At 71.4% G+C, this 22,456-nt stretch carries 18 protein-coding genes, 1 tRNA gene and 1 pseudogene; 11 read left to right on the top strand and 9 right to left on the bottom strand.

Annotated features, from left to right (window positions below; genetic code table 11):
- The first annotated feature begins 20 nt into the window (after positions 1 to 20).
- Positions 21 to 1,178 (top strand): acetyl-CoA C-acetyltransferase, encoded by a 1,158-nt coding sequence (locus ACIQ7M_RS12230; protein ID WP_403642821.1) that lies wholly within the window; start codon positions 21 to 23, stop codon positions 1,176 to 1,178.
- A gap of 67 nt (positions 1,179 to 1,245) precedes the next feature.
- Here ACIQ7M_RS12230 and ACIQ7M_RS12225 read toward each other — a convergent pair whose 3' ends face one another.
- From ACIQ7M_RS12225 to ACIQ7M_RS12210, 4 genes are read right to left on the bottom strand one after another with little or no spacing between them, the layout of a single operon-like run.
- Positions 1,246 to 2,340, bottom strand: coding sequence for an NAD(P)H-dependent flavin oxidoreductase (locus tag ACIQ7M_RS12225; RefSeq protein ID WP_403642818.1), 1,095 nt, complete (start codon positions 2,338 to 2,340; stop codon positions 1,246 to 1,248).
- Positions 2,340 to 3,143: a CoA-transferase subunit beta gene (locus tag ACIQ7M_RS12220; protein WP_403642816.1), complete on the bottom strand. Its 804-nt coding sequence runs from the start codon at positions 3,141 to 3,143 to the stop codon at positions 2,340 to 2,342. Before ACIQ7M_RS12220 ends, ACIQ7M_RS12225 begins: the two co-directional genes overlap by 1 nt.
- Before the next feature lie 20 nt (positions 3,144 to 3,163).
- On the bottom strand, positions 3,164 to 4,030 hold the full coding sequence (locus ACIQ7M_RS12215) for a CoA transferase subunit A (RefSeq protein WP_403642813.1): 867 nt from the start codon (positions 4,028 to 4,030) through the stop codon (positions 3,164 to 3,166).
- Entirely contained in the window at positions 4,027 to 4,779 is a 753-nt protein-coding gene (locus ACIQ7M_RS12210; protein WP_386984987.1) for an enoyl-CoA hydratase family protein, read from the bottom strand. Before ACIQ7M_RS12210 ends, ACIQ7M_RS12215 begins: the two co-directional genes overlap by 4 nt.
- Before the next feature lie 100 nt (positions 4,780 to 4,879).
- Here ACIQ7M_RS12210 and ACIQ7M_RS12205 point away from each other — a divergent pair, with 100 nt between their 5' ends.
- Complete coding sequence (locus ACIQ7M_RS12205; protein WP_403643517.1) at positions 4,880 to 5,656, top strand: SDR family oxidoreductase; 777 nt, start codon at positions 4,880 to 4,882, stop codon at positions 5,654 to 5,656.
- A complete protein-coding gene (locus ACIQ7M_RS12200; RefSeq protein ID WP_403642809.1) occupies positions 5,653 to 6,567 on the top strand; it encodes an SDR family oxidoreductase in 915 nt (304 codons plus the stop codon). Before ACIQ7M_RS12205 ends, ACIQ7M_RS12200 begins: the two co-directional genes overlap by 4 nt.
- A 206-nt stretch (positions 6,568 to 6,773) precedes the next feature.
- On the opposite strand, the gene ACIQ7M_RS12195 is transcribed toward ACIQ7M_RS12200, so the two are convergent.
- The gene (locus ACIQ7M_RS12195; protein WP_389847473.1) at positions 6,774 to 7,520 is read right to left on the bottom strand and encodes an ankyrin repeat domain-containing protein; all 747 of its coding nucleotides are present in this window, start codon (positions 7,518 to 7,520) and stop codon (positions 6,774 to 6,776) included.
- Between the two features lie 139 nt (positions 7,521 to 7,659).
- A complete protein-coding gene (locus tag ACIQ7M_RS12190; RefSeq protein WP_403642806.1) occupies positions 7,660 to 8,553 on the bottom strand; it encodes a hypothetical protein in 894 nt (297 codons plus the stop codon).
- Between the two features lie 243 nt (positions 8,554 to 8,796).
- Between ACIQ7M_RS12190 and ACIQ7M_RS12185 the strand changes: the two genes are divergently transcribed.
- The 5 genes from ACIQ7M_RS12185 to ACIQ7M_RS12165 all read left to right on the top strand — a co-directional run bounded on the left by ACIQ7M_RS12185 (position 8,797) and on the right by ACIQ7M_RS12165 (position 16,115).
- Entirely contained in the window at positions 8,797 to 9,579 is a 783-nt protein-coding gene (locus ACIQ7M_RS12185) for a S1 family peptidase (protein ID WP_403642805.1), read from the top strand.
- A 105-nt stretch (positions 9,580 to 9,684) separates the two neighbouring features.
- Complete coding sequence (locus tag ACIQ7M_RS12180) at positions 9,685 to 10,056, top strand: chorismate mutase (protein ID WP_403642802.1); 372 nt, start codon at positions 9,685 to 9,687, stop codon at positions 10,054 to 10,056.
- 404 nt (positions 10,057 to 10,460) lie between these two features.
- The gene (gene pepN / locus ACIQ7M_RS12175; RefSeq protein ID WP_403642799.1) at positions 10,461 to 12,953 is read left to right on the top strand and encodes an aminopeptidase N; all 2,493 of its coding nucleotides are present in this window, start codon (positions 10,461 to 10,463) and stop codon (positions 12,951 to 12,953) included.
- A 220-nt stretch (positions 12,954 to 13,173) separates the two neighbouring features.
- Complete coding sequence (locus ACIQ7M_RS12170) at positions 13,174 to 14,679, top strand: pyridoxal phosphate-dependent decarboxylase family protein (RefSeq protein WP_403642796.1); 1,506 nt, start codon at positions 13,174 to 13,176, stop codon at positions 14,677 to 14,679.
- Positions 14,676 to 16,115, top strand: coding sequence for a lysine N(6)-hydroxylase/L-ornithine N(5)-oxygenase family protein (locus tag ACIQ7M_RS12165; RefSeq protein ID WP_386987184.1), 1,440 nt, complete (start codon positions 14,676 to 14,678; stop codon positions 16,113 to 16,115). Before ACIQ7M_RS12170 ends, ACIQ7M_RS12165 begins: the two co-directional genes overlap by 4 nt.
- 149 nt (positions 16,116 to 16,264) lie before the next feature.
- Here ACIQ7M_RS12165 and ACIQ7M_RS12160 read toward each other — a convergent pair whose 3' ends face one another.
- Positions 16,265 to 18,070, bottom strand: a complete 1,806-nt coding sequence (locus tag ACIQ7M_RS12160; protein WP_355768151.1) for a 5'-nucleotidase C-terminal domain-containing protein — start codon at positions 18,068 to 18,070, stop codon at positions 16,265 to 16,267.
- A gap of 138 nt (positions 18,071 to 18,208) precedes the next feature.
- Here ACIQ7M_RS12160 and ACIQ7M_RS12155 point away from each other — a divergent pair, with 138 nt between their 5' ends.
- Entirely contained in the window at positions 18,209 to 18,946 is a 738-nt protein-coding gene (locus ACIQ7M_RS12155) for an SIMPL domain-containing protein (protein WP_403642791.1), read from the top strand.
- A 241-nt stretch (positions 18,947 to 19,187) separates the two neighbouring features.
- Positions 19,188 to 20,624, top strand: coding sequence for a pyruvate kinase (gene pyk / locus ACIQ7M_RS12150; protein ID WP_403642788.1), 1,437 nt, complete (start codon positions 19,188 to 19,190; stop codon positions 20,622 to 20,624).
- Positions 20,625 to 20,675: 51 nt separating this feature from the next.
- Here the strand turns inward: pyk and ACIQ7M_RS12145 are convergent.
- Positions 20,676 to 21,466 (bottom strand): annotated as a pseudogene (locus ACIQ7M_RS12145) (helix-turn-helix domain-containing protein).
- Positions 21,467 to 21,553: 87 nt separating this feature from the next.
- A tRNA-Leu gene (locus ACIQ7M_RS12140) sits at positions 21,554 to 21,637 on the bottom strand.
- Between the two features lie 101 nt (positions 21,638 to 21,738).
- Between ACIQ7M_RS12140 and ACIQ7M_RS12135 the strand changes: the two genes are divergently transcribed.
- A complete protein-coding gene (locus ACIQ7M_RS12135) occupies positions 21,739 to 22,395 on the top strand; it encodes an ANTAR domain-containing response regulator (RefSeq protein ID WP_037624717.1) in 657 nt (218 codons plus the stop codon).
- Positions 22,396 to 22,456 lie beyond the last annotated feature (61 nt).

Raw genomic sequence — 22,456 nt, 5'->3', positions numbered from 1 at the left:
ACACCCCCGAGGGAGTCGTCATGGCCGAGGCCTACATCGTCGAAGCGGTCCGCACACCCGTCGGGCGACGCGGGGGTGGACTCGCCGACGTCCACCCGGCCGACCTCGCCGCCCACGTGCTCAAGGCCCTCGTCGAACGCTCCGGCGTGGACCCGGCCGCCGTCGACGACGTCGTCCTCGGCTGCCTGGACACCGTCGGACCGCAGGCCGGCGACATCGCCCGCACGAGCTGGCTGGCGGCCGGACTGCCCGAGGAGGTCCCGGGCGTCACCGTGGACCGGCAGTGCGGCTCCTCCCAGCAGGCCGTGCACTTCGCCGCCCAGGGCGTGATGTCCGGCACCCAGGACCTCGTCGTCGCCGGCGGCGTGCAGAACATGAGCCGCATCCCCATCGCCTTCGCCTCCCGCCGGGCCGCCGAACCCCTCGGCCTCACCGAAGGCCCCTTCGCGGGCAGCGAGGGCTGGCGGGCACGCTACGGCGACCGCCCCGTCAACCAGTTCCACGGCGCCGAACTCATCGCCGCGAAATGGGGCATCAGCCGCCGCGACCAGGAGGAGTTCGCCCTCCGCTCCCACCAGCGGGCGATCCGCGCCGCCGACGAGGGCCGCTTCGCCCGCGAGACCGTCGCCCTCGGCGACGTCACCGCCGACGAGGGACCGCGCCGCGACACCAGCCCGGAGAAGATGGCGGCGCTCGAACCGGTCGTCGACGGCGGCACCATCACCGCCGCCTGCTCCTCCCAGGTCTCCGACGGCGCCGCCGCGATGCTGCTCGCCTCCGAACGGGCCGTCCGCGAACACGGCCTCACCCCCCGTGCCCGCGTCCACCACCTCTCCGTACGCGGCGAGGACCCCATCCGGATGCTCTCGGCCCCCATCCCGGCCACCGCCCACGCCCTGAAGAAGACCGGCATGTCCCTCGCCGACATCGACCTCGTCGAGATCAACGAAGCGTTCGCCCCGGTCGTCCTCGCCTGGCTCAAGGAGACCGGCGCCGACCCCGAGAAGGTCAACGTCAACGGCGGCGCCATCGCCCTCGGCCACCCGCTCGGCGCCACCGGCGTCCGCCTGATGACCACCCTCCTGCACGAACTGGAACGCACCGGCGGCCGGTTCGGCCTCCAGACGATGTGCGAGGGCGGCGGCCAGGCGAACGTGACGATCATCGAACGGATCTGAAGGACCCGACGGGAGGGGACCGGACACGTGTGCCGGTGCCGGTGCCGGTGCCGGCACCGGGCGGGCGCTAAGCGGGCGGCCCGCCGCAGGCCTCGGCCCACGACGGATCCGTGCCGCCCGCCGCGGGAAGGGACTCCAGCGTCGCGTGGGCCTGCGCCATCACCCGCTCGACCAGCTCCGCGCAGGACGGGAGATCCTCGATCACGCCCGCCACCTGTCCCGCCGCCATCACCCCCAGATCCGTCCGGCCGTCCACCATCGACGCCTTCAGGAGCATCGGGGTGTTGGCGGCGAGCAGGACCTGGCTCCAGGTCAGATCCCTGCCGTGTCTCATGGCGAGACCGTCGCGGATCATCCGGGACCAGGAGAGCCCGGACAGACGCCGGAACCGGGCGGCCCGGCGCACCGCCCGGACCAGCGCCCCGGCGCGCCCCGCCCCCTCCAGCGCGTCGACGAGCTCACTGCGCAGCATGCGGTGCGGCAGCCCGTCCACGGCCGTCGTCACGGTCACGTCCCGCACCGTCGCCGCCAGATACCTCGCCTTCACCGCGTCGGGCACGGTCGAGTCCGAGGTCAGCAGGAACCGTGTGCCCATCGCGATGCCCGCCGCCCCGTAGGCCAGCGCCGCCACCAGACCCCGCCCGTCGTGGAAGCCGCCCGCCGCCACCACCGGGATGTCCACGGCGTCCACCACCTGGGGCAGCAGCACGCTCGTCGCCACCTCCCCGGTGTGGCCGCCGCCCTCACCGCCCTGCACGATCACCGCGTCGGCACCCCAGGCGGCCACCTTCTCGGCGTGCCGCCGCGCCCCGACGGACGGCACGACGACCACCCCCGCCTCCTTCAGCCCGGCGATCAGCTCGCGGGACGGGGCGAGCGCGAACGACGCGACGCGCACACCCTCCTCGACGATGATCCGCACCCGGTCGCCCGCGTCCCCGGCGTCCGCGCGCAGATTCACCCCGAAGGGCCGGTCCGTACGGGACTTGACCTCCCGCACGGCGTCACGGAGCTGGTCGAGCGTCATCGTCGCCGAGGCCAGGATGCCGAGCGCGCCCGCGTTCGCCGTCGCCGAGACCAGCCGGGGCCCCGCCACCCAGCCCATGCCGGTCTGCACGACGGGATGCCGGACACCGACGAGCCGGGTCAGCGCGGTCTCCATCAGCGCCCGCCCCCGCCCCGACCAGCGGTCGAGGTGCCCCGCGGATCGGGCACCTCGCGCTCGCGCCGGCCGGCCGGGTCGATCACCGTGCGGATCAGCTCCAGCTCCCGCGCGGTCGGCTCACGGGTGAACGGCACCTCGTCCGGGACGCTCAGCCCGAACCCCGTCGACTCCTCGACCTGCTCGACACTCACGCCCGGGTGGACGGACGCCAGCCGCATCGAGTGGTCGGGCGTCGCGAAGTCGAGGACGGCCAGGTCGGTCACCACCCGGGGGAGACGATGGAAGCGGGTGGCGCTCGGGCCCGCGGCGGCGGCCCGGTCGTACCCCACCCCGCACACCATGTCGACCCGCTCCACGAACACCCGGGTCGAGTGTCTGGGGATCCAGTAACTGGTCGGATTGTTCAGGGTGTTGACCGGAGCTCCGCGCACGCCCAGCAACTGGCGCCGGGGCCGCGACCAGTCGCCGACGCACGCGATGTTCTGGTTGCCGAACCGGTCGATCTGGCTCGCCCCCATCATCACGTGCCGCCGCCCGCCGGTCACCGCCGTCAGATGCCTGCGGTACGGCAGCCAGCCCTCCGGAGTGCCGTCGAGACCGACGAGCAGCGCCTCTCTGTCGGTCAGCAGCAGATCCGGCGAGAAGGTGTGCCGGGCCAGCCGGGCGCCGATCGAGGGGATCACGCCCATCGGGCCGGCGAGCACCTCTCCGTCGCCCCGCCACGCCTCGGCGCACGCGATCACGCAGTACTCGGCCCGGGTGACGCCCACCGCTCCTGGTCCCGCACCTTCTCCATTCACCGCTCCCGCTCCCTCCCCGTTCACCGCTCCCGCTCCTTCCGCCAGTCCCGCACGGCGCTCTGATAGGCGTCTTCGCCGCCGCCGAGGAACCGCTCGGCGAACTCGGCGTACGGCGTGGTCGCGTACAGCTTCTGGAAGGCCTCGTCCCGTGCGTAGTCCGGATCGCACGAGGTGAAGTGCGCCCCGTTCGGCGTCTCCACCACGCCGGTCACCGAGGACCGCTGGAGCAGCAGCGTCTGCGGCGCCGCCTCCTTGGTCAGCTCCGCCGTGTCGACGATCCGCTCGCAGGAGACGTACGCCGCGTCCGCCGCCTCGCAGAACAGGTCGTCGAAGTACGGATCGGGGCCCAGATACTGGCCGTTGCCCGCGCGGTCCGCCCGGTTCATGTGGACCAGGGCCGCGTCCAGGCGCAGAGCCGGCATGGCGACGAGCTCCTCCCGGATCCCCGAGACCGGGTCCGGATACGGCGAAGTGACCGTCCGCAGACTCGGATCGACCCGCATCACGTCCGAGCCGAGCCCCGCCCGCACCGGCAGGAACGGCAGCCGGTTCGCCGCCGCGTGCAGCCCCCACATGAACATCGCCTCGTCCACCTCCCTCAGTTCGAACGCGCCACGCTCGCGGGCCGCGCGGTAGTGCGGTTCGAGCGGCACGGAGTCGAGCGTCACGAAGGCGGTGACCAACGTGCGGATACGGCCGGCGGCGGCGAGCAGACCGACGTCCGGGCCGCCGTACGACACGACGGTCAGATCGGTGATCTCGCTGCGGAGCAACGCTCTCACCAGCGCCATCGGCTTGCGGCGCGAGCCCCAGCCGCCGATACCGAGCGTCATCCCGCTCTCCAGCCGGCCGACGACGTCCCGCGCCGACATGGTCTTGTCGCTCACCGTGGTGCCTCCTCGCCGAAGGTGTCGCGGACGCGGGCGGCCACACCGGCCAGCGAGGCCTCGAACGTGAAGCCCTGCTCGAAGCGGTAGCTGCGCCGCACGTCGACCGGATCGATGCCGTTGATGGCCGCCTTGGCGAGCCGGACGAGCTGCCCGTCCTTGGCCGCTATCTCGCGCGCCAGCTCCAGCGCCGCGGACCGCAGCTCCTCGCGCGGCACGACCCGCCACACCGAACCGTGGGCGTGCAGCTCGGCCGCCGTCACCGTCCGCGAGGTGTAGTACAGGACCCGCATCAGATGCTGGGGGACCAGACGGGACAGATGCGTGGCCGCCCCCAGCGCGCCGCGGTCCAGCTCGGGCAGCCCGAAGACGGCGTCCTCGCTCGCCACGATCGCGTCCGCGTTCCCCACGAGCCCGATCCCGCCGCCCAGACAGAAACCGTGCACCGCGGCCACGACGGGCACCTCGCACTCGTACACCGCCGCGAAGGCCTCCGCGCAGCCGCGGTTCGCGCCGATCAGAGCGCCCCCGCCGGTGGGGTCGCGCTGCAGCTCCTTGATGTCGACGCCCGCGTTGAACCCGCGCCCCTCCGCTGCGAGGACGACACAGCGGACCCCGGGGCCGGCGCCCGCCGCCCGCACGGCGTCGGCGAGGGCGAACCAGCCGCGCACCGGCAGCGCGTTCACCGGCGGGAAGTCGACCGTGACGACGGAAATCCCCTTTTCCGGGGACGACGTGGAGACACCCATGGCGACATCAGCTACCTTTCCACCAAACGTTTGTTAGGTGTGATGCGAAGCTAGCAGCGATCGCGGCCGCGCGGGAGGCCCTGTGGACAACGCGGACACCATGGACAGGCCCGGACCCGCCGTGGACCTCGGCGGCCGGACCGTCGTCGTCACCGGCGGCACCCGAGGCGTCGGGGCGGGCATCACTCGCGCCTTCGTGCGAGCCGGCGCCCACGTCGTGGTCTGCGCCCGACGGCCGCCCGAAAACCCCATCGGCAAAGCCGACTTCGCCCCCCTCGACCTGCGCGACGCGGCCGCGGTACGGGCCTTCTTCGACGCCCTGCCCCGGCTCGACGTGCTGGTCAACAACGCGGGCGGTGCCCCCTATCGCCCGCTGGCCGACGCGGAGGCCGAGCGGCACGCCCGGGTCGTCGAGCTCAACCTCGTCGCTCCCCTCACCGCGTCCATCGCGGCCCGCGAGCACCTCACACGGACCCGGGGCTCGATCGTGATGATCGGCAGCGTGAGCGGCTCACGCCCCTCGCCCGGTTCCGCCGCCTACGGCGCCGCCAAGGCGGGGCTGGAGAACCTGGCCCGTTCGATGGCCGTCGAGTGGGCGCCGGAGATCCGGGTCAACACCCTGGTCGTCGGCATGGTCCGCACCGAACTCGCCCATCTGCACTACGGCGGCGAGGACGGCCTCGCCGCCGTAGCCCGCACCGTCCCGCTGGGCCGCCTCGCCCAGCCCTCCGACGTCGGCGCCGCCGCCGTCTTCCTCGCCTCCGACGCCGCCGCCTACATCAGCGGCGCCTCCCTCCTCGTCCACGGAGGCGGGGAACGGCCCGCCTTCCTCGACGCCGCCACCGCCAACAAGGACCAGTCAGGAGAGACACGATGAGCGCACGACTGCTGTGCGAGGGGCGGGTCGTGATCGTCACGGGCGCGGGCCGCGGGCTCGGCAGGGCGCACGCGCTGGCCTACGCCGCCGAGGGCGCCCGGCTCGTGGTCAACGACCTCGGCGTCGGCCTCGACGGCGTCCCCGCGGCGGACAGCCCGGCCCGGCGGGTGGCCGAGGAGATCCGCGCGGCGGGCGGCGAGGCGGTGGCCCACGGCGGCGACATCGCGACGGCGGAGGGCGCCGCATCCCTCGTCCGCGCCGCGCTGGACACGTACGGGCGTCTCGACACCCTCGTCAACAACGCCGGATTCCTGCGCGACCGGATGCTGGTCAACCTCGACGAGGACGACTGGGACGCCGTGATGCGGGTCCACCTGAAGGGGCACTTCCTGCCGCTCAGGCAGGCGGCGGCGCACTGGCGCGCGGAGGCGAGGGCGGGCCGCGCGCCGGACGCCAGGGTCGTCAACACCAGCAGCGGCGCGGGCCTGCTCGGGTCCGTCGGCCAGGGCAACTACAGCGCCGCCAAGGCCGGCATCGTCGCGCTGACCCTCGTCGCGGCGGCCGAGATGGAGCGCCACGGCGTCCAGGTCAACGCCATCGCCCCGGCCGCCCGCACCCGGATGACCGAGCGCACCTTCGCCGACACGATGGCCGCCCCCGGCAGCGGATTCGACGCCATGGACCCCGGCAACGTCTCGCCGCTGGTCGTCTGGCTCGGATCGGCGGCCAGCGCCGGGGTCACCGGCCGGGTCTTCGAGACCGAGGGCGGCCGGATCACGGTCATGGAGGGCTGGCGGCCGGGCCCGAGCATCGACAAGGGAGCCCGCTGGACCCCGGGGGAAGCGGGCGAGACGGCCCGCGAACTGCTGACACGGGCCGAGACTCCGGGGGCGGTGTACGGGGCGCGGTAGGGCCTGTCCGGCGGATCAGGCCGGCGGAAGCCCACGGTGACGTGTGGGCCCGGGTCAGCGGGGGTCGGTGCATTCGGTGGAGGTCGTTCGGTCGAGGCCGGCGTGCCCCGCCGGGGTCGGGTACGGCAGGGCACGGCACGGTTCCCGACCTGGAGCCCCACGGGACCGGCGCGCGTGCCGCCGTACCGCTCCTGGAGCCGTCGGGCTCAGTGGCCGGGGCGGGTCGTGCTCGCCTTCAGCAGGGCGACGATCTCCGTGTGGCCGGTCTCCAGGTCGGCGCCCGCGAACGGCCTGCCCCGCTCGTCCAGGAGTTGCACCTCGACGGTGACGCCCTCGGGCGAGGAATGCCGGTGGGTGACCGCCGGGTGGCCGGCGCCGTGCGTGCGGGCCAGGCCCTCCCGGAGCTCGGCCTCGACGCCGACGCCGAGCAGCCGACGGGCCTCCGCCAGCGCCTCGCCCCGCGCGCCCGCCCCGCGCGCGAGCAGGGCCCGTACACAGCCGGCCGAACCCCGGTGCGCGGCCGTCACCAGCGGGGGCTCGCCCGCCGGCCCGGGCAGGTCGGGGTCAGCGCCCGCGGCGAGGAGCGCCTCCGCCACGGCGGTGTGCCCCCCTCGCAGGGCCCAGGTCAGCGCGGTGAAACCGAACGCCTCCACCGTGTCGGGGTACGCCCCCGCCGCGAGCAGGGCGCGGACCACCTCCGTGTGACCGCCGCACGCGGCGCCGCACAGGGGAGCGTCCGTACCCAGGCTGAGCCGGTCGGGCTCGGCGCCGGCCGTCAGCAGCAGCCGTACGACGGCCGGCCGGTCGCTCACCGCGGCCAGGTACAGGGCGCTCTGGCCGTCCTCGTCGACCGCCTCCGGGCTCACCCCGGCACGCAGCAGCCGTACGACCGCGTCGTCGTCCCCCTCGTACACGGCGGGGAAGAGAAGTGCGGTCGGGTCGTTCGTGCTCATCCTTCGACCCTCGCTCGCCACGGACACACGAGGCAAAGGCTTTCGGGGTGTTCTGCCTCACCCGGCCCGCCCCTCGGTGCCGCGAACGGCGCACGCGCGGAGTGGCCCACAGGGTGGGTCACCCGGGCCCGTCCGGCGCCTAGGTGTCGCACTCCAGCACCGTCCGGCACAGTCCGCACCGCGCCCGCACCCGGCCGCGGACCGGCACCCTGATCCGCTGGTGGCAGGTCGGGCACGGGAAGGAGACGCGCAACGGCCCGCGTTCGTCGGGCGCGAAGGCGTAGGGGACGCCGGAGGGGTCGGGGGTGTGACGGTCCTGGGCGTGCCGGCGGTCCCGGGCGTAGCGGCGGCGGCCCGCCCAGCCGGCGGCGGTCAGCGGGGGCTGCCGCCCGTCGCGCAGGGCCAGTTCCATGCCCTTGGTGTACGCGGTGAAGGCCTGCGCGCTCGTGAACCACACCGAGGGGTCCTCGCCGAAGACCAGGGCACGCTTGGCGAGGACATAGCCGAACTCCTCGGGTGTCAGATAGCCGAGCTTCTGCGAGGAGGCGCCGTCCTCGCGGTAGGCGTCGAGGAGCAGCCAGCCCGCGCCGAGGTAGGCCGCGGCCGTGTCGGTGAGGATCTCGGTGTCGCGGGTGCCGGGGAACGAGAGGTCCAGGCGGTGCAGATAGACGTGCATCACCTCGTGGGCGAGGGCGGCGCCGATGTCCCTGCGGTGGGTGCGGAAGCGGTCGTTGAGCTCGATGAAGTACTCGGGTCCCGCGGCGAGTTCGACATGTGCCGCGTGGGTCATCTCGCGGAAACCGATGATCATCCGGGCGTCGGGCAGCCGGTAGTGCCGCACCATCTCACGGGCGACGCGCTGGGCGCCCAGATGCAGGTCGTCGACGTCCGCGAAGGCCACGTCGGCGGGCGCCACGCTGGTCGCGAAGGTGTGGACGGTGTCGTACGAGAGCCGCTTGTAGAGCGCGGTGACCGATGCCCGCACCGTGTCCAGATGCGGGAAGCCGTGCTCGACGGGTCCGCCGTTCGCCACGCCCGCACCCCCAGAAGACGCCGGAACTCCTCTCCACTGTAGGCGCGGTTCCGCCCGGTGACGGGGGAGCGGGGCGGGGGGAGCACGGCGGAAGGCCGCGACTGGCCGGAATGCGGCTCTTGCCCGGCGCGGCGGACGGTCCTCATAATCCCCACCAGCTTGGCAGGTGCATGCCATGCAGGGTTCCCCGTGCATTTCCCCGTGCGCCCGCCTCGCGGACAACCCCCCACGAAAGGAAGCGCGTTGAAGTCTCTCAGGAAGTACGGCGTCGTCAGAAGACTGCTCACCGTCGGCGCGATCGCACTCGCCACCGTGTCCCTCCAGCCGCTGACCGCCCACGCCGCACCCGCGCCCGTCGTCGGCGGCACACGCGCCGCCCAGGGCGAATTCCCCTTCATGGTCCGCCTCTCCATGGGCTGCGGCGGCGCCCTCTACACCCAGAGCATCGTCCTGACCGCCGCCCACTGCGTGAACGGCTCCGGCACCAACACCTCCATCACCGCCACCGCCGGCGTCGTCGACCTCCAGAGCAGCAGCGCCGTCAAGGTCAAGTCCACCAAGGTGCTCCAGGCCCCCGGCTACACCGGCAAGGGCAAGGACTGGGCCCTCATCAAGCTCGCCCGGCCCATCAGCCTGCCCACCCTGAAGATCGCCACCAACACCGCCTACAACAACGGCAACTTCACCGTCGCCGGCTGGGGCGCCACCCGCGAAGGCGGCGGACAGCAGCGCTACCTGTTCAAGGCCACCGTCCCCTTCGTCGACGACGCCACCTGCAAGCAGGCGTACGGCAGCGACCTCGTCCCCGGCGACGAGATCTGCGCCGGCTTCGTCGCCCAGGGCGGCGTCGACACGTGTCAGGGCGACTCCGGCGGACCCATGTTCCGCAAGGACGACACGGGCGCCTACATCCAGGTCGGCATCGTGAGCTGGGGCGAGGGCTGCGCCGAGCCCGGATACCCCGGCGTGTACAGCGAGGTCTCGACCTTCGCCGCCGACATAGCCAGAGCGGCCGCCGGACTCTGATCCCGTACGGCCCGTGAGCACGGCGCCCGCGACCCCGGTCGCGGGCGACCGCGCACGGCGTCCCGTCAGGATCGGGCCCCCGCGCGCCACGTAGGGTTGGCTGTCATGACCACCAGCAAGCCCCAGGAAGCCGGCCCCGACGTCAGCGCGGAGCTGGCCCGGCTGCGCGACAGCATCGACAACATCGACGCCGCCGTCGTCCACATGCTCGCCGAACGCTTCAAGTGCACCCAGCAGGTCGGCCACCTCAAGGCCGCCCACCAGCTCCCGCCCGCCGACCCCTCCCGCGAGGCCCACCAGATCGCCCGGCTGCGCCGCCTCGCCGAGAGCGCCAAGCTCGATCCGGCCTTCGCCGAGAAGCTGCTGACCTTCATCATCGCCGAGGTCATCCGGCACCACGAGCGCATCGTCGACGACGCGGGCGGCAGCCCGGCCGGCACCACGGACGCGACCGGCACCTCCGACACGGGGGAGTGACAGCGGCGGGGCGCGCCATCCCGCCGTCGGCCGGTGACCACCCCGGCCACGCCGTGACCGCGCCCCCTGCCGCGCAGTTCCCGCGCCCCCTGCCGTGCTGTGAGCCCCCGGCCGTGCTGCGCCGCGACCGCCACCCGGCCGCGCCGTGACCGCGACCCGGCCGCGCTGCGACCACGGGCCCGGAGGTGCCGTGACCGCTCCCTGGTTGTCCGGTGCCCGCCCGGCCGTGCCTCAAGCGCCGCCCGGCCGCGCCGCGACCGCCACCCGGCCGGCCTCAACCGCCGCCAGGCCGCGCGGCGACCGTCCCCGCCGCGCCGTGACCGCGCCCCGCGATCGGAAATGCGCAGAGCGTACATACCGCACCACCCCTGTGTCCCGACCGTGCCATCGGGCAGCATGGCCTCATGTCCGTACTGACGCGCGACGAAGCGCAGACCCGTGCCAAGCTCCTCGACGTCCACCACTACGGGATCGAACTCGATCTGACAGGAGGGGACGAGACCTTCGACTCCCTGACCGTCATCCGGTTCACCTCCCGCACCGACGCGGACACCTTCGTCGAGCTGAAGCCCGCCGAACTGCGCTCCGTCACCCTGGACGGCCGGCCCCTCGACCCCGCGACCCTGGACGAGAACCGGCTGCCCCTCAAGGGACTCACCGCCGGCGAGCACGAACTGCGCGTCGACGCCTCCATGCGCTACTCCCGCACCGGGGAGGGCATGCACCGCTTCACCGACCCCACCGACGGCGAGACCTACCTCTACACCCAGCTCTTCATGGAAGACGTCCAGCGCGTCTTCGCCGCCTTCGACCAGCCCGACCTCAAATCCGTCTTCGACCTCTCCATCACCGCCCCCGAAGGCTGGACCGTCCTCGCCAACGGCGTCACCGAACACCTCGGAGACGGCCGCTGGCAAGCCGCCCCCACCCCGCTGATCTCCACCTACCTCGTCGCCGTCGCCGCAGGCCCCTGGCACTCGGTGCGCACCGAACACGCCGGCCTGCCCTTCGGCCTCCACTGCCGCCGCTCCCTGGCCCCCTACCTCGACGCCGACGCCGACGAGATCCTCGACGTCACCCGCGCCTGCTTCGACCGCTACCACGAGAAGTTCGACGAGCCCTACCCCTTCGACTCCTACGACCAGGCGTTCGTCCCCGAGTTCAACGCCGGCGCCATGGAGAACCCCGGACTCGTCACCTTCCGCGACGACTTCGTCTACCGCTCCGCCGTCACCGACACCGAGCGGCAGACCCGCGCCATGGTCATCGCCCACGAGATGGCCCACATGTGGTTCGGCGACCTCGTCACCCTGCGCTGGTGGGACGACATCTGGCTCAACGAGTCCTTCGCCGAGTACATGGGCTACCAGACCCTCACCGAAGCCACCCGCTTCACCGACACCTGGGTCGACTTCGGCGTCGCCCGCAAGTCCTGGGGCTACGACGCCGACCAGCGCCCCTCCACCCACCCCGTCGCCCCCGACCCGGACGCCGTCCCCGACACCGCGTCCGCCATGCTCAACTTCGACGGCATCTCCTACGCCAAGGGCGCCTCCGCACTGCGCCAACTCGTCGCCTGGCTCGGCGAGAAGGACTTCCTCGCGGGCATCAACACCCACTTCGCCCGCCACAAGTTCGCCAACGCCACCCTCGCCGACTTCATCGACAACCTCGCCTCCGCCACCGAACGCGACGTCCACGCCTGGGCCGACGCCTGGCTGCGCACCACCGGCGTCGACACCCTCAGGCCCGACATCACCGAAGCCGACGGCCAGTGGCACCTCACCGTCGACCGCGACGGCAGCCGCCCCCACCGCATCGCCGTCGGCGCCTACGACACCGTCCCCGGCGAGGGCGACCGCCTCACCCTGCGCGAGCGCTTCGAACTCGACGTCCCCCAGGGAGACTCGAAGACCGCCAGGCCGGGCCGCCGCCCCGACCTGCTCCTCCTCAACGACGGCGACCTCACCTACGCCAAGGTCCGCTTCGACCCCAAGTCCTTCCAGACCGTACGAGCCGCCCTCGGAGGCCTCCCCGACCCCCTCACCCGGGCCGTCGTCTGGAACGCCCTGCGCGACGCCGTACGCGACGGCGAACTGCCCGCCATGGCCTACATCGAGACCGCCCGCACCCAGCTGCCGCGCGAGACCGACCTCGCCGTCGTCCAGGGCGTCCTGACCTTCGCCACCGCCCATGTCGCCGGCCGGTACCTGAGCCCCGAGGAGCGGCCCACCGCCCTCACCACCCTCACCGACCTGTGCCGCGACCTCATCCGCCGCACCGAGGACGGCACCCAGCCCGGCCTGCGCCTGACCGCCGTACGCCACCTCATCGACGTCGCCGTCCGCCCCGACACCATCAGCGCCTGGTTCTCCGAGGGCACCGTCCCCGGCGGCCCCGAACTCGACCCCGAGCTGCGCTGGCGCATCCTCGGCCGGCTCAGCGTCCTCGGCGCCGTCGACGACGCCGTGATCGACGCCGAACTCGTCCAGGACCCCAGCGCCACCGGCCAGGAGGGCGCCGCCCGCTGCCGCGCCGCACTGCCCGACCCCCAGGCCAAGCGCGCCGCCTGGGACGCGATGTTCGCCACCGACGACCTCTCCAACTACCTGTTCACCGCCACCGCCCAGGGCTTCTGGCAGCCCGAACAGGCCGACCTCGTCCGCGAGTACGTCGAGCGGTTCTGGCCCGACGCCGTGGCCGTCGCCGAACGACGCGGCCCCGCCATCGCCGAGGCCGCCGGCCGCTGGGCCTTCCCCGCCAGCGCCGTCACCCCGCAGACCCTCGCCCTCGGCGAGAGCTGCCTGAGGGAGGCCGACCCCATCCCGGCCCTGCGCCGCAAGCTCGCCGACCAACTCGACGACCTCGCCCGCGCGCTGCGGGTGAGGCAGGCCTAGCAGCCAGATCCGGCCGCCGACCGGACACACCCACGCGAACCCGGACGCCGGACCGCTGCCCCGTGCAGCGGTCCGGCGTCCGGCGTGTCCGGCCCGCTCACACAAATCCTCCGTACGGCAGTACCCCCGCCGGGACCGAATCGTTCTCCTTGGCGGGCGCACCTGCCCAAAACACGTTCACGCCGGGAAGGACCCGCCGCACGTCCATCGGAGGACAGCCATGAGCACGCCGCCCCTCGCCTCAGGCCCCGAAGGCCCCGACGCACTGCGGCCGTTGCTCGACACCGTCCTGCACGCCCTCGCCGAGGGCGCCGCCGCCCGCGGAGGCCCCCTCCCCGCCGGAGGACCCGAACGCGTCGCCGAGCGCCTGCGCACAGCCCTCGGCGACCCCCTGCCCCCGCACGGCAGCGCCGACGCCCTGCACACCCTCGTCCGCGCCCTCGCCGAAGGCGCCGCCGACCCCGCCGACCCCCTGTGCGCGGCCCACCTGCACTGCCCGCCCCTCGCCGTCGCCACCGCCGCCGACCTCGCGGCCTCCGCCCTCAACCCGTCCCTCGACTCCTGGGACCAGGCCCCCGCCGCCTCCGAACTCGAAGCCGTCCTCGCCCGGACCCTCGCCCACCTGGTCTACGGCGACCCTGACGCCTCGGACACCGGGGCTGCCTCGGACACCGGGGCTGCCCCGGACGCCGGGGGTGCCTCGGACTCCTCAGGCACGCAGGCGGCGCGGGGCACGGACGCGCAGGGCACGCGGGTGGAGGCGATGGGGGTGCGACGCGTCCAGGGCGACGCCCTCATCACCACCGGCGGCACCGAATCCAACCACCTCGCCCTCCTCCTCGCCCGCGAGAAACACCACGGCATCCAACTCGTCTGCGGAGCAGGCGCCCACCACTCCCTCCAGCGCGCCGCCTGGCTCCTCGGCCTCCCCGAACCCGTCCTCCTCCCCGCCCCCGCCGGCACCCTCGACCCCGCCGCCCTCGACAGCGCCCTCACCGAACTGCGCGGCCCCCTCCTCGTCGCCGCCACCGCCGGCACCACCGACGCCGGACTCATCGACCCGCTGCCCGACATCGCCGACCTCTGCGCCACCCACGGCGCCCGCCTCCACATCGACGCCGCCTACGGCGGAGGCCTCCTCTTCAGCGACCGGCACCGCGGCAAACTCGACGGACTCGCCCGCGCCGACACCGTCACCCTCGACCTCCACAAACTCGGCTGGCAGCCCGTCGCCGCCGGACTCCTCGCCGTACGAGACCCCACCGACCTCACCCCCCTCAGCCACCGCGCCGACTACCTCAACGCCGACGACGACACCGAAGCCGGCCACCCCGACCTCCTCGGCCGCTCCCTGCGCACCACTCGCCGCCCCGACATCCTCAAGATCGCCGTCACCCTCAAGACACTCGGACGCCACGGCATCGGGAACCTCGTCGACCAGGTCTGCGCCCACGCCCACGAACTCGCCGACCTCGTCGCCGCCCACCCCGGCCTCGAGCTCTACGACCACCCCGTCATCAGCACGGTCCTCTTCCGGCCCGAAGGCGCCACCGACGACACCGTCGCCGCCGTACGCCGCACCCTCCTCGACCAAGGCCGCGCCGTCCTCGGCCGCGCCACCCTCGACGGCCGCCGCTGGCTCAAAGCCACCCTCCTCAACCCCCACACCCGGCCCGGCGACCTGGCCACGCTCCTGAAACTGGTGGAAGGACACACACCCCGATGAGACCGACACCCCAGCCCCAGCGCCCCACCGCCGAAACACCCCGCGACCTCGTCGGCATCGGCATCGGCCCCTTCAACCTCTCCCTCGCCGCCCTCGCCCACCCCCTCACCGAACTCGACACCGTCTTCTACGAACAACGCCCCGGCTTCGACTGGCACCCCGGCCTCCTCATCGACGGCGCCACCCTCCAGGTCCCCTTCCTCGCCGACCTGGTGACCCTCGCCCACCCCACCAGCCCCTGGTCCTTCCTCAACTACCTCAAGGACCGCGACCGGCTCTTCCCCTTCTACTTCGCCGAGCGCTTCCACATCCAACGCGCCGAATACGACGCCTACTGCCGCTGGGTCGCCGACCACCTCCCCGGACTCCGCTTCGCCCACCAGGTCGACACCGTCCGCTGGAACCCCGAACACGACCTCTTCGAAGTCGACTTCACCCGCCTCGACGCCCACGGCCAGGCACAGGCCCTCGGCCGCACCCACACCCGCAACATCGTCCTCGGCGTCGGCACCGCCCCCCACATCCCCGAACCCCTCAAACCACTCGTCGCGGCCCCCGACGCACCCGTCATCCACGCCGCCGACTACCTCAAGCACCGCGACCGGTTCCTCACCGCCGACCACATCACCGTCATCGGCGCCGGCCAGTCCGGAGCCGAGGTCTTCCTCGACCTCCTCCGCAACCGCCCCATCGGCAAGGAAAAGATCCACTGGCTCGCCCGCACCGAGGCCTTCGCCCCCATGGAGTACTCCAAACTCGGCCTCGAACACTTCACCCCCGACTACACCCGCTACTTCCACGCCCTCACCGAACCCGTCCGCGACCGCCTCCTCGCCGCCCAGTGGCAACTCCACAAAGGCATCGACGCCGACACCATCGCCGCCATCCACGACGAGCTCTACCGCCGCACCCTCCACGGCGGCTGGCCCGACGCCGTCCTCACCCCCGCCGTCACCGTCCGCACCGCGGGACGCATCGCCACCACCAAGATCGAACTCCACCTCGAACACGTCCAGCAAGGCACCCGCTCCCGCCTCACCACCAACGCCGTCGTCCTCGCCACCGGCTACCGCGAACGCCCCATCGCACCCCTCCTCGCCGGACTCGACCCCTACCTCCGCCGCGACAACGCCGAACGCCCCGACATCGACGACCAGTTCCGCCTCGTCCTCGACCCCACCGTCACCGGCCGCGTCTACGTCCAGAACGCCGAACTCCACACCCACGGCGTCGGCACCCCCGACCTCGGCCTCGCCGCCTGGCGCAGCGCCACCATCCTCAACTCCCTCACCGGAAAGGACCCCTACCCCCTCCCCGGCCGCACCGCCTTCACCACCTTCGGTCTCGACAGCACCCCCCGCGTCCCCGCCGCCCGACAGGAACCCCGAACCCTCACCCCCCTCGTCCCGCTCATCCCCCTCGTCGAAGGACGATGAGGATCGCCCCACATCCCCTCATCGGACGAGCCCCACTGATCGGTTCACGCACAAGCCGGGACTCCCCGAGCGCATCACCCACCCGCCCAACACAAACGGCGCCGACGCGAGAAACCGCGCCGACGCCGCCGACCTGAACCAAGAACGCCCTAGAACACGGGCACACCCTCACGCGTCAACTTCCAGTCCACCGACGCGAAGTCCTTCGGGTCCAGCACACCCTTCGCCGTGACCCACTCCGCGATCCGCGTCCGGATCTCCGTCGACTCCGACCACACCTCGGTCGCCGACGCGACATGCGGGAACGCGCCACCACCATTGGCACGGTAGTTGTTCACCGCGAACACGAACTGCTGAGCGTCGTCCAACGGCGCACCCTTGTACGTCAGGTTCTTGATCCGCGAACCCTCAGCCTGCGCGATGTCGATGTCGTACCCAAGACCCGACACATAGTCGTAGTTGTAGTCCGGACGATTGTTCGCGTTCGTCAGCTTCTCCGTGTCGACCACCGCACCCACAGCCGTCTGCACGAAATAGTTCGCCGAGTACTCCAGGTACGCACGGACCTGCGCACCCGTCAGCACCTTCGCCACCAGCGTGTTGTCGTACACATACAGACTCGACAGATCCCGGATCGTCACCTTCCCGGCCGGGATCTCCGACGTCCGCGAGAACGGCGAAGCCTGCGCGATCACCGGCAGCGACGCGTACTGCGTCCCCACCAGCGCCGCCCGCACCACATCCTCCTGGACCTTCGTGATCAGATCGATGATCGGAGCGTCCTTGTAACGCGCCTCCACCGTCGTCAGCGTGTCCGTCGCCGTACCCACCACCTGGTTGACATACGCCACCACCAGATCGTGCTCGTCCTTCAGCAACCGCGTGATCTTCGGGTCGTCCGCCACCGCGTTCGTGTTGCGCACCGAAGCCGCCACCGACTCGACCCGCCAGCGCCCCTTCTCGAAGACCAGACCGAAGTCGAACACCGACAGCCGCTCCGCGAACGCCAGCGGCTCCGACAGCACCACCGTCTTGCCCGTCGCCGTGTTCGTGACCTTCAACTCCGGGATCTCCAGATGCGCGTGACCCACCAGGATCGCGTCGATCCCCGGCACCTGCTGCGCCACCAACGCCGCCGAGTTCTCCACGTACGGCACCTGATCACCGTACGACGACGTACCCGACGTGCCCGAGTGCGCCGACACGACCACCACGTCCGCACCCATCGACCGCAGCTTCGGCACCCACTTCGCCGCCTGCTCCTCAAGACCCGGGAACGTCAACTTCCCTTGCACATAAGCCTTGTCCCAGATCGCGATACCGGGATTCGTCAGCCCCAGCACCGCCACCTTCACCGGCGGAGCACCGTGAACACGGAACTCCTTCATGAAGTACGGAGGGAACGCCGGCTTCAGCGTCTTCGCGTCCAGCGCGTTCGCACCCAGCAACGGGAAACGGCACTGCGACTCGAACTTCCGCAGCGTCTCGATCCCATAGTTGAACTCGTGGTTCCCGAGCGCCACCGCGTCATAGCCGATCGCGTTCATCGCCTGCGCCATCGGATGCACCGGACCACCCTTGGCGGTGATCGGATCCACCTTCGCGTAGTAGTACGTCAGCGGAGTGCCCTGGATCGTGTCACCCGCGTCCAGCAGCAGCGTGTTGCAACGCCCCTTCTCCGCGCGGATCGCGTTCACCAGCGTCGAGATCCGCGCCAGACCCTGGGCGTTGCCCGCCTTGTCCGAGTACTCCGCGTCCTTGAAGTAGTCCCAGTTGAACACGTGGCCATGGAGATCGGTCGTCCCCATCACCGTCAGCTCGTACCGCTTCACCGGCCGGCCCCCCTTCGACCCCTCCGCGGCCTGCGCCACCGGAGCCGCGCCCACACCCGCGAGCGCCACCCCCGCACCGGTCACGGCGGACTCCTTCAGAAACTTCCGGCGATTCAACGGCATGGCACGAACTCCTCGAGACGGGGGTGACGACGCGCGTAGATTCTGGCCCAACACCCGCCCCCGCAAAAGACCCTGGAGGTTTCCATCTGATGGCCGGACGGCACCGGAGACACCCCACCCAGTGACAGAGTGGGACGTATGACCCCCGACACCGGCCCCACCGACCGGCACACCCCGGCCACCACCCCCGCCGTCCCCTACGGCACCCCCGCCACACCCCGCATCGCCGTCCGCGGCGAAGCCCACCTCGAAGTCGACCCCGAGATCGCCCGCATCACCATCACCGTCACCGCCCGCGGCAAAGACCGCCGACAGACCCTCACCGACCTCACCCACCGCAACGCCCGCGCCCTCGAACTCGTCAAAGCCCACGGCGACGCGGTCGAACACCTCGAAACCAGCGCCCTCACCATCACCCCCGAACTCAGCCGCCACAGCCGCGGAGAACGCACCCGCACCCACCACGGACTCGTCCACATCACCGCCGAACTGAACGACTTCACCGCACTCGGCGAACTCACCACCGCCCTCGCCGACCTCGACCTCACCCGCGTCGACGGCCCCTGGTGGACCCTGCGCCCCGACTCACCGGCCCACCGCACAGCACGCCAACAAGCCGTCCGCGAAGCCGTCCAGCGCGCCCGCGAATACGCCGACGCCCTCGACACCACCCTCACCGCCCTCGTCGAACTCGCCGACACCGGCACCGAGGGCACCCACGCCCAGGTCCCTCAGAGCACCCGCGCGCGCAGCCGGGCCGTCTACGCCGCCGCCCCCGCCGACGACGAACCCGCACCCCTCGACCTCGAACCCCAACGCCAGCACGTCCACGCCCAGGTCGTCGCCCGCTTCACCATGGCGCCACCACGGCTCTAGCCACACCTGGCAGCATCACGGAAAGTCACCGCACAACTCTTCCGCGCACCCACCCCGCAGCCCGGCGCACACTGGACGGGCACAGGCCGAAGAACGCGCCGGCCGCACCGGGCACCACGCTCCGCTCATCGGAGCGGCGCGGCGCACAATTCAACAGTTGTCAATAACCCTTCACGCAAAGGTTGTTGAGTAGTCATGCGCGACCAATTCTCTACCGACCGGTAAGGCCTAGGCTCGAATCATGCGCCGAGCGAAAATCGTCTGCACACTGGGCCCCGCCACCGACTCATACGACCAGATCAAAGCCCTGGTCGAAGCCGGAATGGACGTAGCCCGCTTCAACCTCAGCCACGGCACCCACGCCGACCACGAAGAGCGCTACCGGCACGTCCGGAAAGCCTCCGACGAAACCGGCCGCAGCGTCGGAATCCTCGGCGACCTTCAAGGCCCGAAGATCCGCCTCGGCCGCTTCACCGAAGGACCCGTACTCCTTGAACGCGGAGACACCTTCACCATCACCGTCGAAGCAGGCGCCCAAGGAGACCGCGAATCCTGCGGAACCACCTACGACGGACTCGCAACCGACGTCACTCCCGGTGAACGCATCCTCGTCGACGACGGAAAAGTCTGCCTCGAAGTCACCTCCGTCGACGGCCCCCGCGTCCACACCACCGTCATCGAAGGCGGCCTGGTCTCCGACCACAAAGGCCTCAACCTCCCCGGCGTCGCCGTCTCCGTCCCCGCCCTCTCCGACAAGGACGAGGACGACCTCCGCTGGGCCCTGCGCACCGGCTTCGACGTCATCGCCCTCTCCTTCGTCCGCAGCGGCAAGGACATCTCCGATGTCCACCGCATCATGGACGAAGAAGGCCGCCGCCTCCCCGTCATCGCCAAAGTCGAAAAGCCCCAGGCCGTCGACAACATCGACGACATCGTCGCCGCATTCGACGGCATCATGGTCGCCCGCGGCGACCTCGGCGTCGAAATGCCGCTCGAACAGGTCCCCATCGTCCAGAAGCGCGCCATCAAACTCGCCAAACGCAACGCCAAGCCGGTCATCGTCGCCACCCAGATGCTCGACTCGATGATCGACAATTCCCGCCCCACCCGCGCCGAAGCCTCCGACGTCGCCAACGCCGTCATCGACGGCACCGACGCCGTGATGCTCTCCGGCGAGACCAGCGTCGGCAAATACCCCGTCGAGACGGTCAGGACGATGAGCCGCATCGTCGAAGCCGCCGAGGAGGACATCCTCGCCAAGGGACTGCCCCCGCTGACCGAACGCAACAAACCCCGCACCCAGGGCGGCGCCGTCGCCCGAGCCGCAGCGGAAATGGGCGACTTCCTCGGCGCCAAGTTCCTCGTCGCCTTCACCCAGTCCGGCGACACCGTCCGCCGCCTCTCCCGCTACCGCTCACCCATCCCGCTCCTCGCCTTCACCCCCACCCCCGCCACCCGCTCCCAGCTCAACCTCACCTGGGGCGTCGAAACCTTCCTCGGCCCCCACGTCGACTCCACCGACGCCATGGTCGACCAGGTCGACGAACTCCTCCTGAAGTACGGCCGCTGCGCCAAGGGCGACATCGTCGTGATCACCGCCGGCTCCCCGCCCGGAGTCTCCGGCACCACGAACCTGGTCCGCGTCCACCACGTGGGCGAGGACGACAGCCCCAAGTAGCCGCCACACGTCCGACGGGCCCCTCTGAGCCGCCCGAGGGGCCCTCGCTGCTCAGTACTTGGGGCCGACGTGGGCGTCCATGAGGGCCACGGAGGCCTTCCTGGCGACCGAGATGTTGTACGGGTTGCCGTGCCGGGTGCAGTGCGTCCACTCGACGCCGAGCCTGTCCAGGGTGTCGGTGAAGAGCCGCCTGATGTCGTCGGAGACATTGGTGAAGAAGTACCGGGGGTATTCGTAGCGCTTGCGCTCCCCGCCGACGACGCGGGTGGTCCAGTTGGTGATGCGACACCCGTCGGAGTGGATGAGCCCCCGGACGAACTCCCAGGGGTGGTCATCGACGATCTCCCGCTGCCAGGCCGCGAGCACGATCGGCCGCTCGTGCTTCCTGCCGGGGCCGTGCTGGGGGAAGAGACAGTCGAGGTGCTTGAAGTACACCTTGATGTTGTGCGCGCCTTTGCTGCGAACGCGGCACGTGGCGTTGTGGGGAAACACGGCTCGCAGGGCGCGCTCCGTGCTGTCCTGAATTCCCGGCCACGCGTCGTCGAGGGTGATCATGAGGCTGGGCACTTTGTGCTTCGCGTAGTGGCTGATGTGCCCGTCGCCCAGGTACAGGCCGAGGAGATAGCTGTACGAGGCCTCGTCGAGGTCGCGGCCGTCGCACCTCGGGCAGGGGAGCGACGCCGAACGGCGACCGGCTCACCCCGTTTCACCCGGTCGACATGCTTCCAGTAGCTCACCGTTCCCGGCGGAAGCTCGAACCGTCGTGCCACGTCGGTGTTCTTGGCTCCGTCGCGGAGCAGGGTGAGGGCCTTCTCTCGCACTTCAGTTCCATGAGAGTTCATGTGAACACCGTGCGTCACTGATCGCTACCGGGTGCAGCAAAAAGCGGAGGTCCACGCGAACGTGGACCTCCGCTTTGCGGTGAACTGTGCCGGGTATGGGATTCGAACCCACATGTCCTTGCGGACAGAGGTGTTTGAGACCTCCGCGTCAACCAGTTGCGCCAACCCGGCGTGAGTGGCTCTGCGGAAGCATACCGGGTCATCGCAGCTCGCCGCCGCTAGGTAGTCTTCTTAAGCAGCACTACCTGCCCGGCCCGCAACGAGGAGCCCCCGTGACCGCCCCCGAGTCGCCCCAGCCCGTAGACGCGCCCGACGACGACAAGTCGCACGTGCCTCCGCTGACGACCCGTGTCGTCATCGCCGAGGACGAGGCGCTGATCCGTCTCGACCTCAAGGAGATGCTGGAGGAGGAGGGCTACACCGTCGTAGGCGAGGCCGGCGACGGTGAGCAGGCCGTCGAGCTGGCCCGGGAGCACAAGCCCGACCTGGTGATCCTCGACGTGAAGATGCCGAAGCTGGACGGCATCTCGGCGGCGGAGAAGATCGCCGAGGAGTCGATCGCCCCGGTGCTGATGCTGACCGCGTTCTCGCAGCGCGACCTCGTCGAGCGGGCCCGTGACGCGGGCGCGATGGCGTACCTGGTGAAGCCGTTCAGCAAGAGCGACGTGGTGCCGGCGATCGAGATGGCGGTGTCCCGGTTCGCGGAGCTGAAGGCGCTGGAGGGTGAGATCGCGGATCTCACGCAGCGTCTGGAGACGCGGAAGCTGGTGGACCGCGCGAAGTCGGTTCTCCAGACGGAGTACGGCCTGACGGAGCCGGCGGCGTTCCGGTGGATCCAGAAGACGTCGATGGACCGTCGTATGTCGATGCAGCAGGTGGCCGAGGCGGTCATCGAGGACGCCGCGGAGAAGAAGGCGGCGAAGGGCTAGTACCGCGGCCCGGCAGAGCTTGGTCCGCGTCGAAGCGGCGGACGGAAGAGGCCCGCACCCC

The sequence above is a fragment of the Streptomyces sp. NPDC096324 genome, from assembly GCF_044763015.1.
GTDB lineage: Bacteria > Actinomycetota > Actinomycetes > Streptomycetales > Streptomycetaceae > Streptomyces.
Note: the sequence above shows the minus strand (reverse complement) of the source record. Positions and strands in the feature narration are given on the sequence as shown.

Excerpts from the sequence above, each read along its gene's own strand:
- pyk (WP_403642788.1), top strand. The coding sequence starts at position 19,188 with ATGCGCCGAGCGAAAATCGTCTGCACACTGGGCCCCGCCACCGACTCA.
- ACIQ7M_RS12205 (WP_403643517.1), top strand. The coding sequence starts at position 4,880 with ATGGACAGGCCCGGACCCGCCGTGGACCTCGGCGGCCGGACCGTCGTC.
- ACIQ7M_RS12200 (WP_403642809.1), top strand. The coding sequence starts at position 5,653 with ATGAGCGCACGACTGCTGTGCGAGGGGCGGGTCGTGATCGTCACGGGC.
- ACIQ7M_RS12160 (WP_355768151.1), bottom strand. The coding sequence starts at position 18,070 with ATGCCGTTGAATCGCCGGAAGTTTCTGAAGGAGTCCGCCGTGACCGGT.
- ACIQ7M_RS12155 (WP_403642791.1), top strand. The coding sequence starts at position 18,209 with ATGACCCCCGACACCGGCCCCACCGACCGGCACACCCCGGCCACCACC.
- ACIQ7M_RS12170 (WP_403642796.1), top strand. The coding sequence starts at position 13,174 with ATGAGCACGCCGCCCCTCGCCTCAGGCCCCGAAGGCCCCGACGCACTG.
- ACIQ7M_RS12210 (WP_386984987.1), bottom strand. The coding sequence starts at position 4,779 with ATGGGTGTCTCCACGTCGTCCCCGGAAAAGGGGATTTCCGTCGTCACG.
- ACIQ7M_RS12165 (WP_386987184.1), top strand. The coding sequence starts at position 14,676 with ATGAGACCGACACCCCAGCCCCAGCGCCCCACCGCCGAAACACCCCGC.
- ACIQ7M_RS12230 (WP_403642821.1), top strand. The coding sequence starts at position 21 with ATGGCCGAGGCCTACATCGTCGAAGCGGTCCGCACACCCGTCGGGCGA.
- pepN (WP_403642799.1), top strand. The coding sequence starts at position 10,461 with ATGTCCGTACTGACGCGCGACGAAGCGCAGACCCGTGCCAAGCTCCTC.
- ACIQ7M_RS12195 (WP_389847473.1), bottom strand. The coding sequence starts at position 7,520 with ATGAGCACGAACGACCCGACCGCACTTCTCTTCCCCGCCGTGTACGAG.
- ACIQ7M_RS12225 (WP_403642818.1), bottom strand. The coding sequence starts at position 2,340 with ATGGAGACCGCGCTGACCCGGCTCGTCGGTGTCCGGCATCCCGTCGTG.
- ACIQ7M_RS12180 (WP_403642802.1), top strand. The coding sequence starts at position 9,685 with ATGACCACCAGCAAGCCCCAGGAAGCCGGCCCCGACGTCAGCGCGGAG.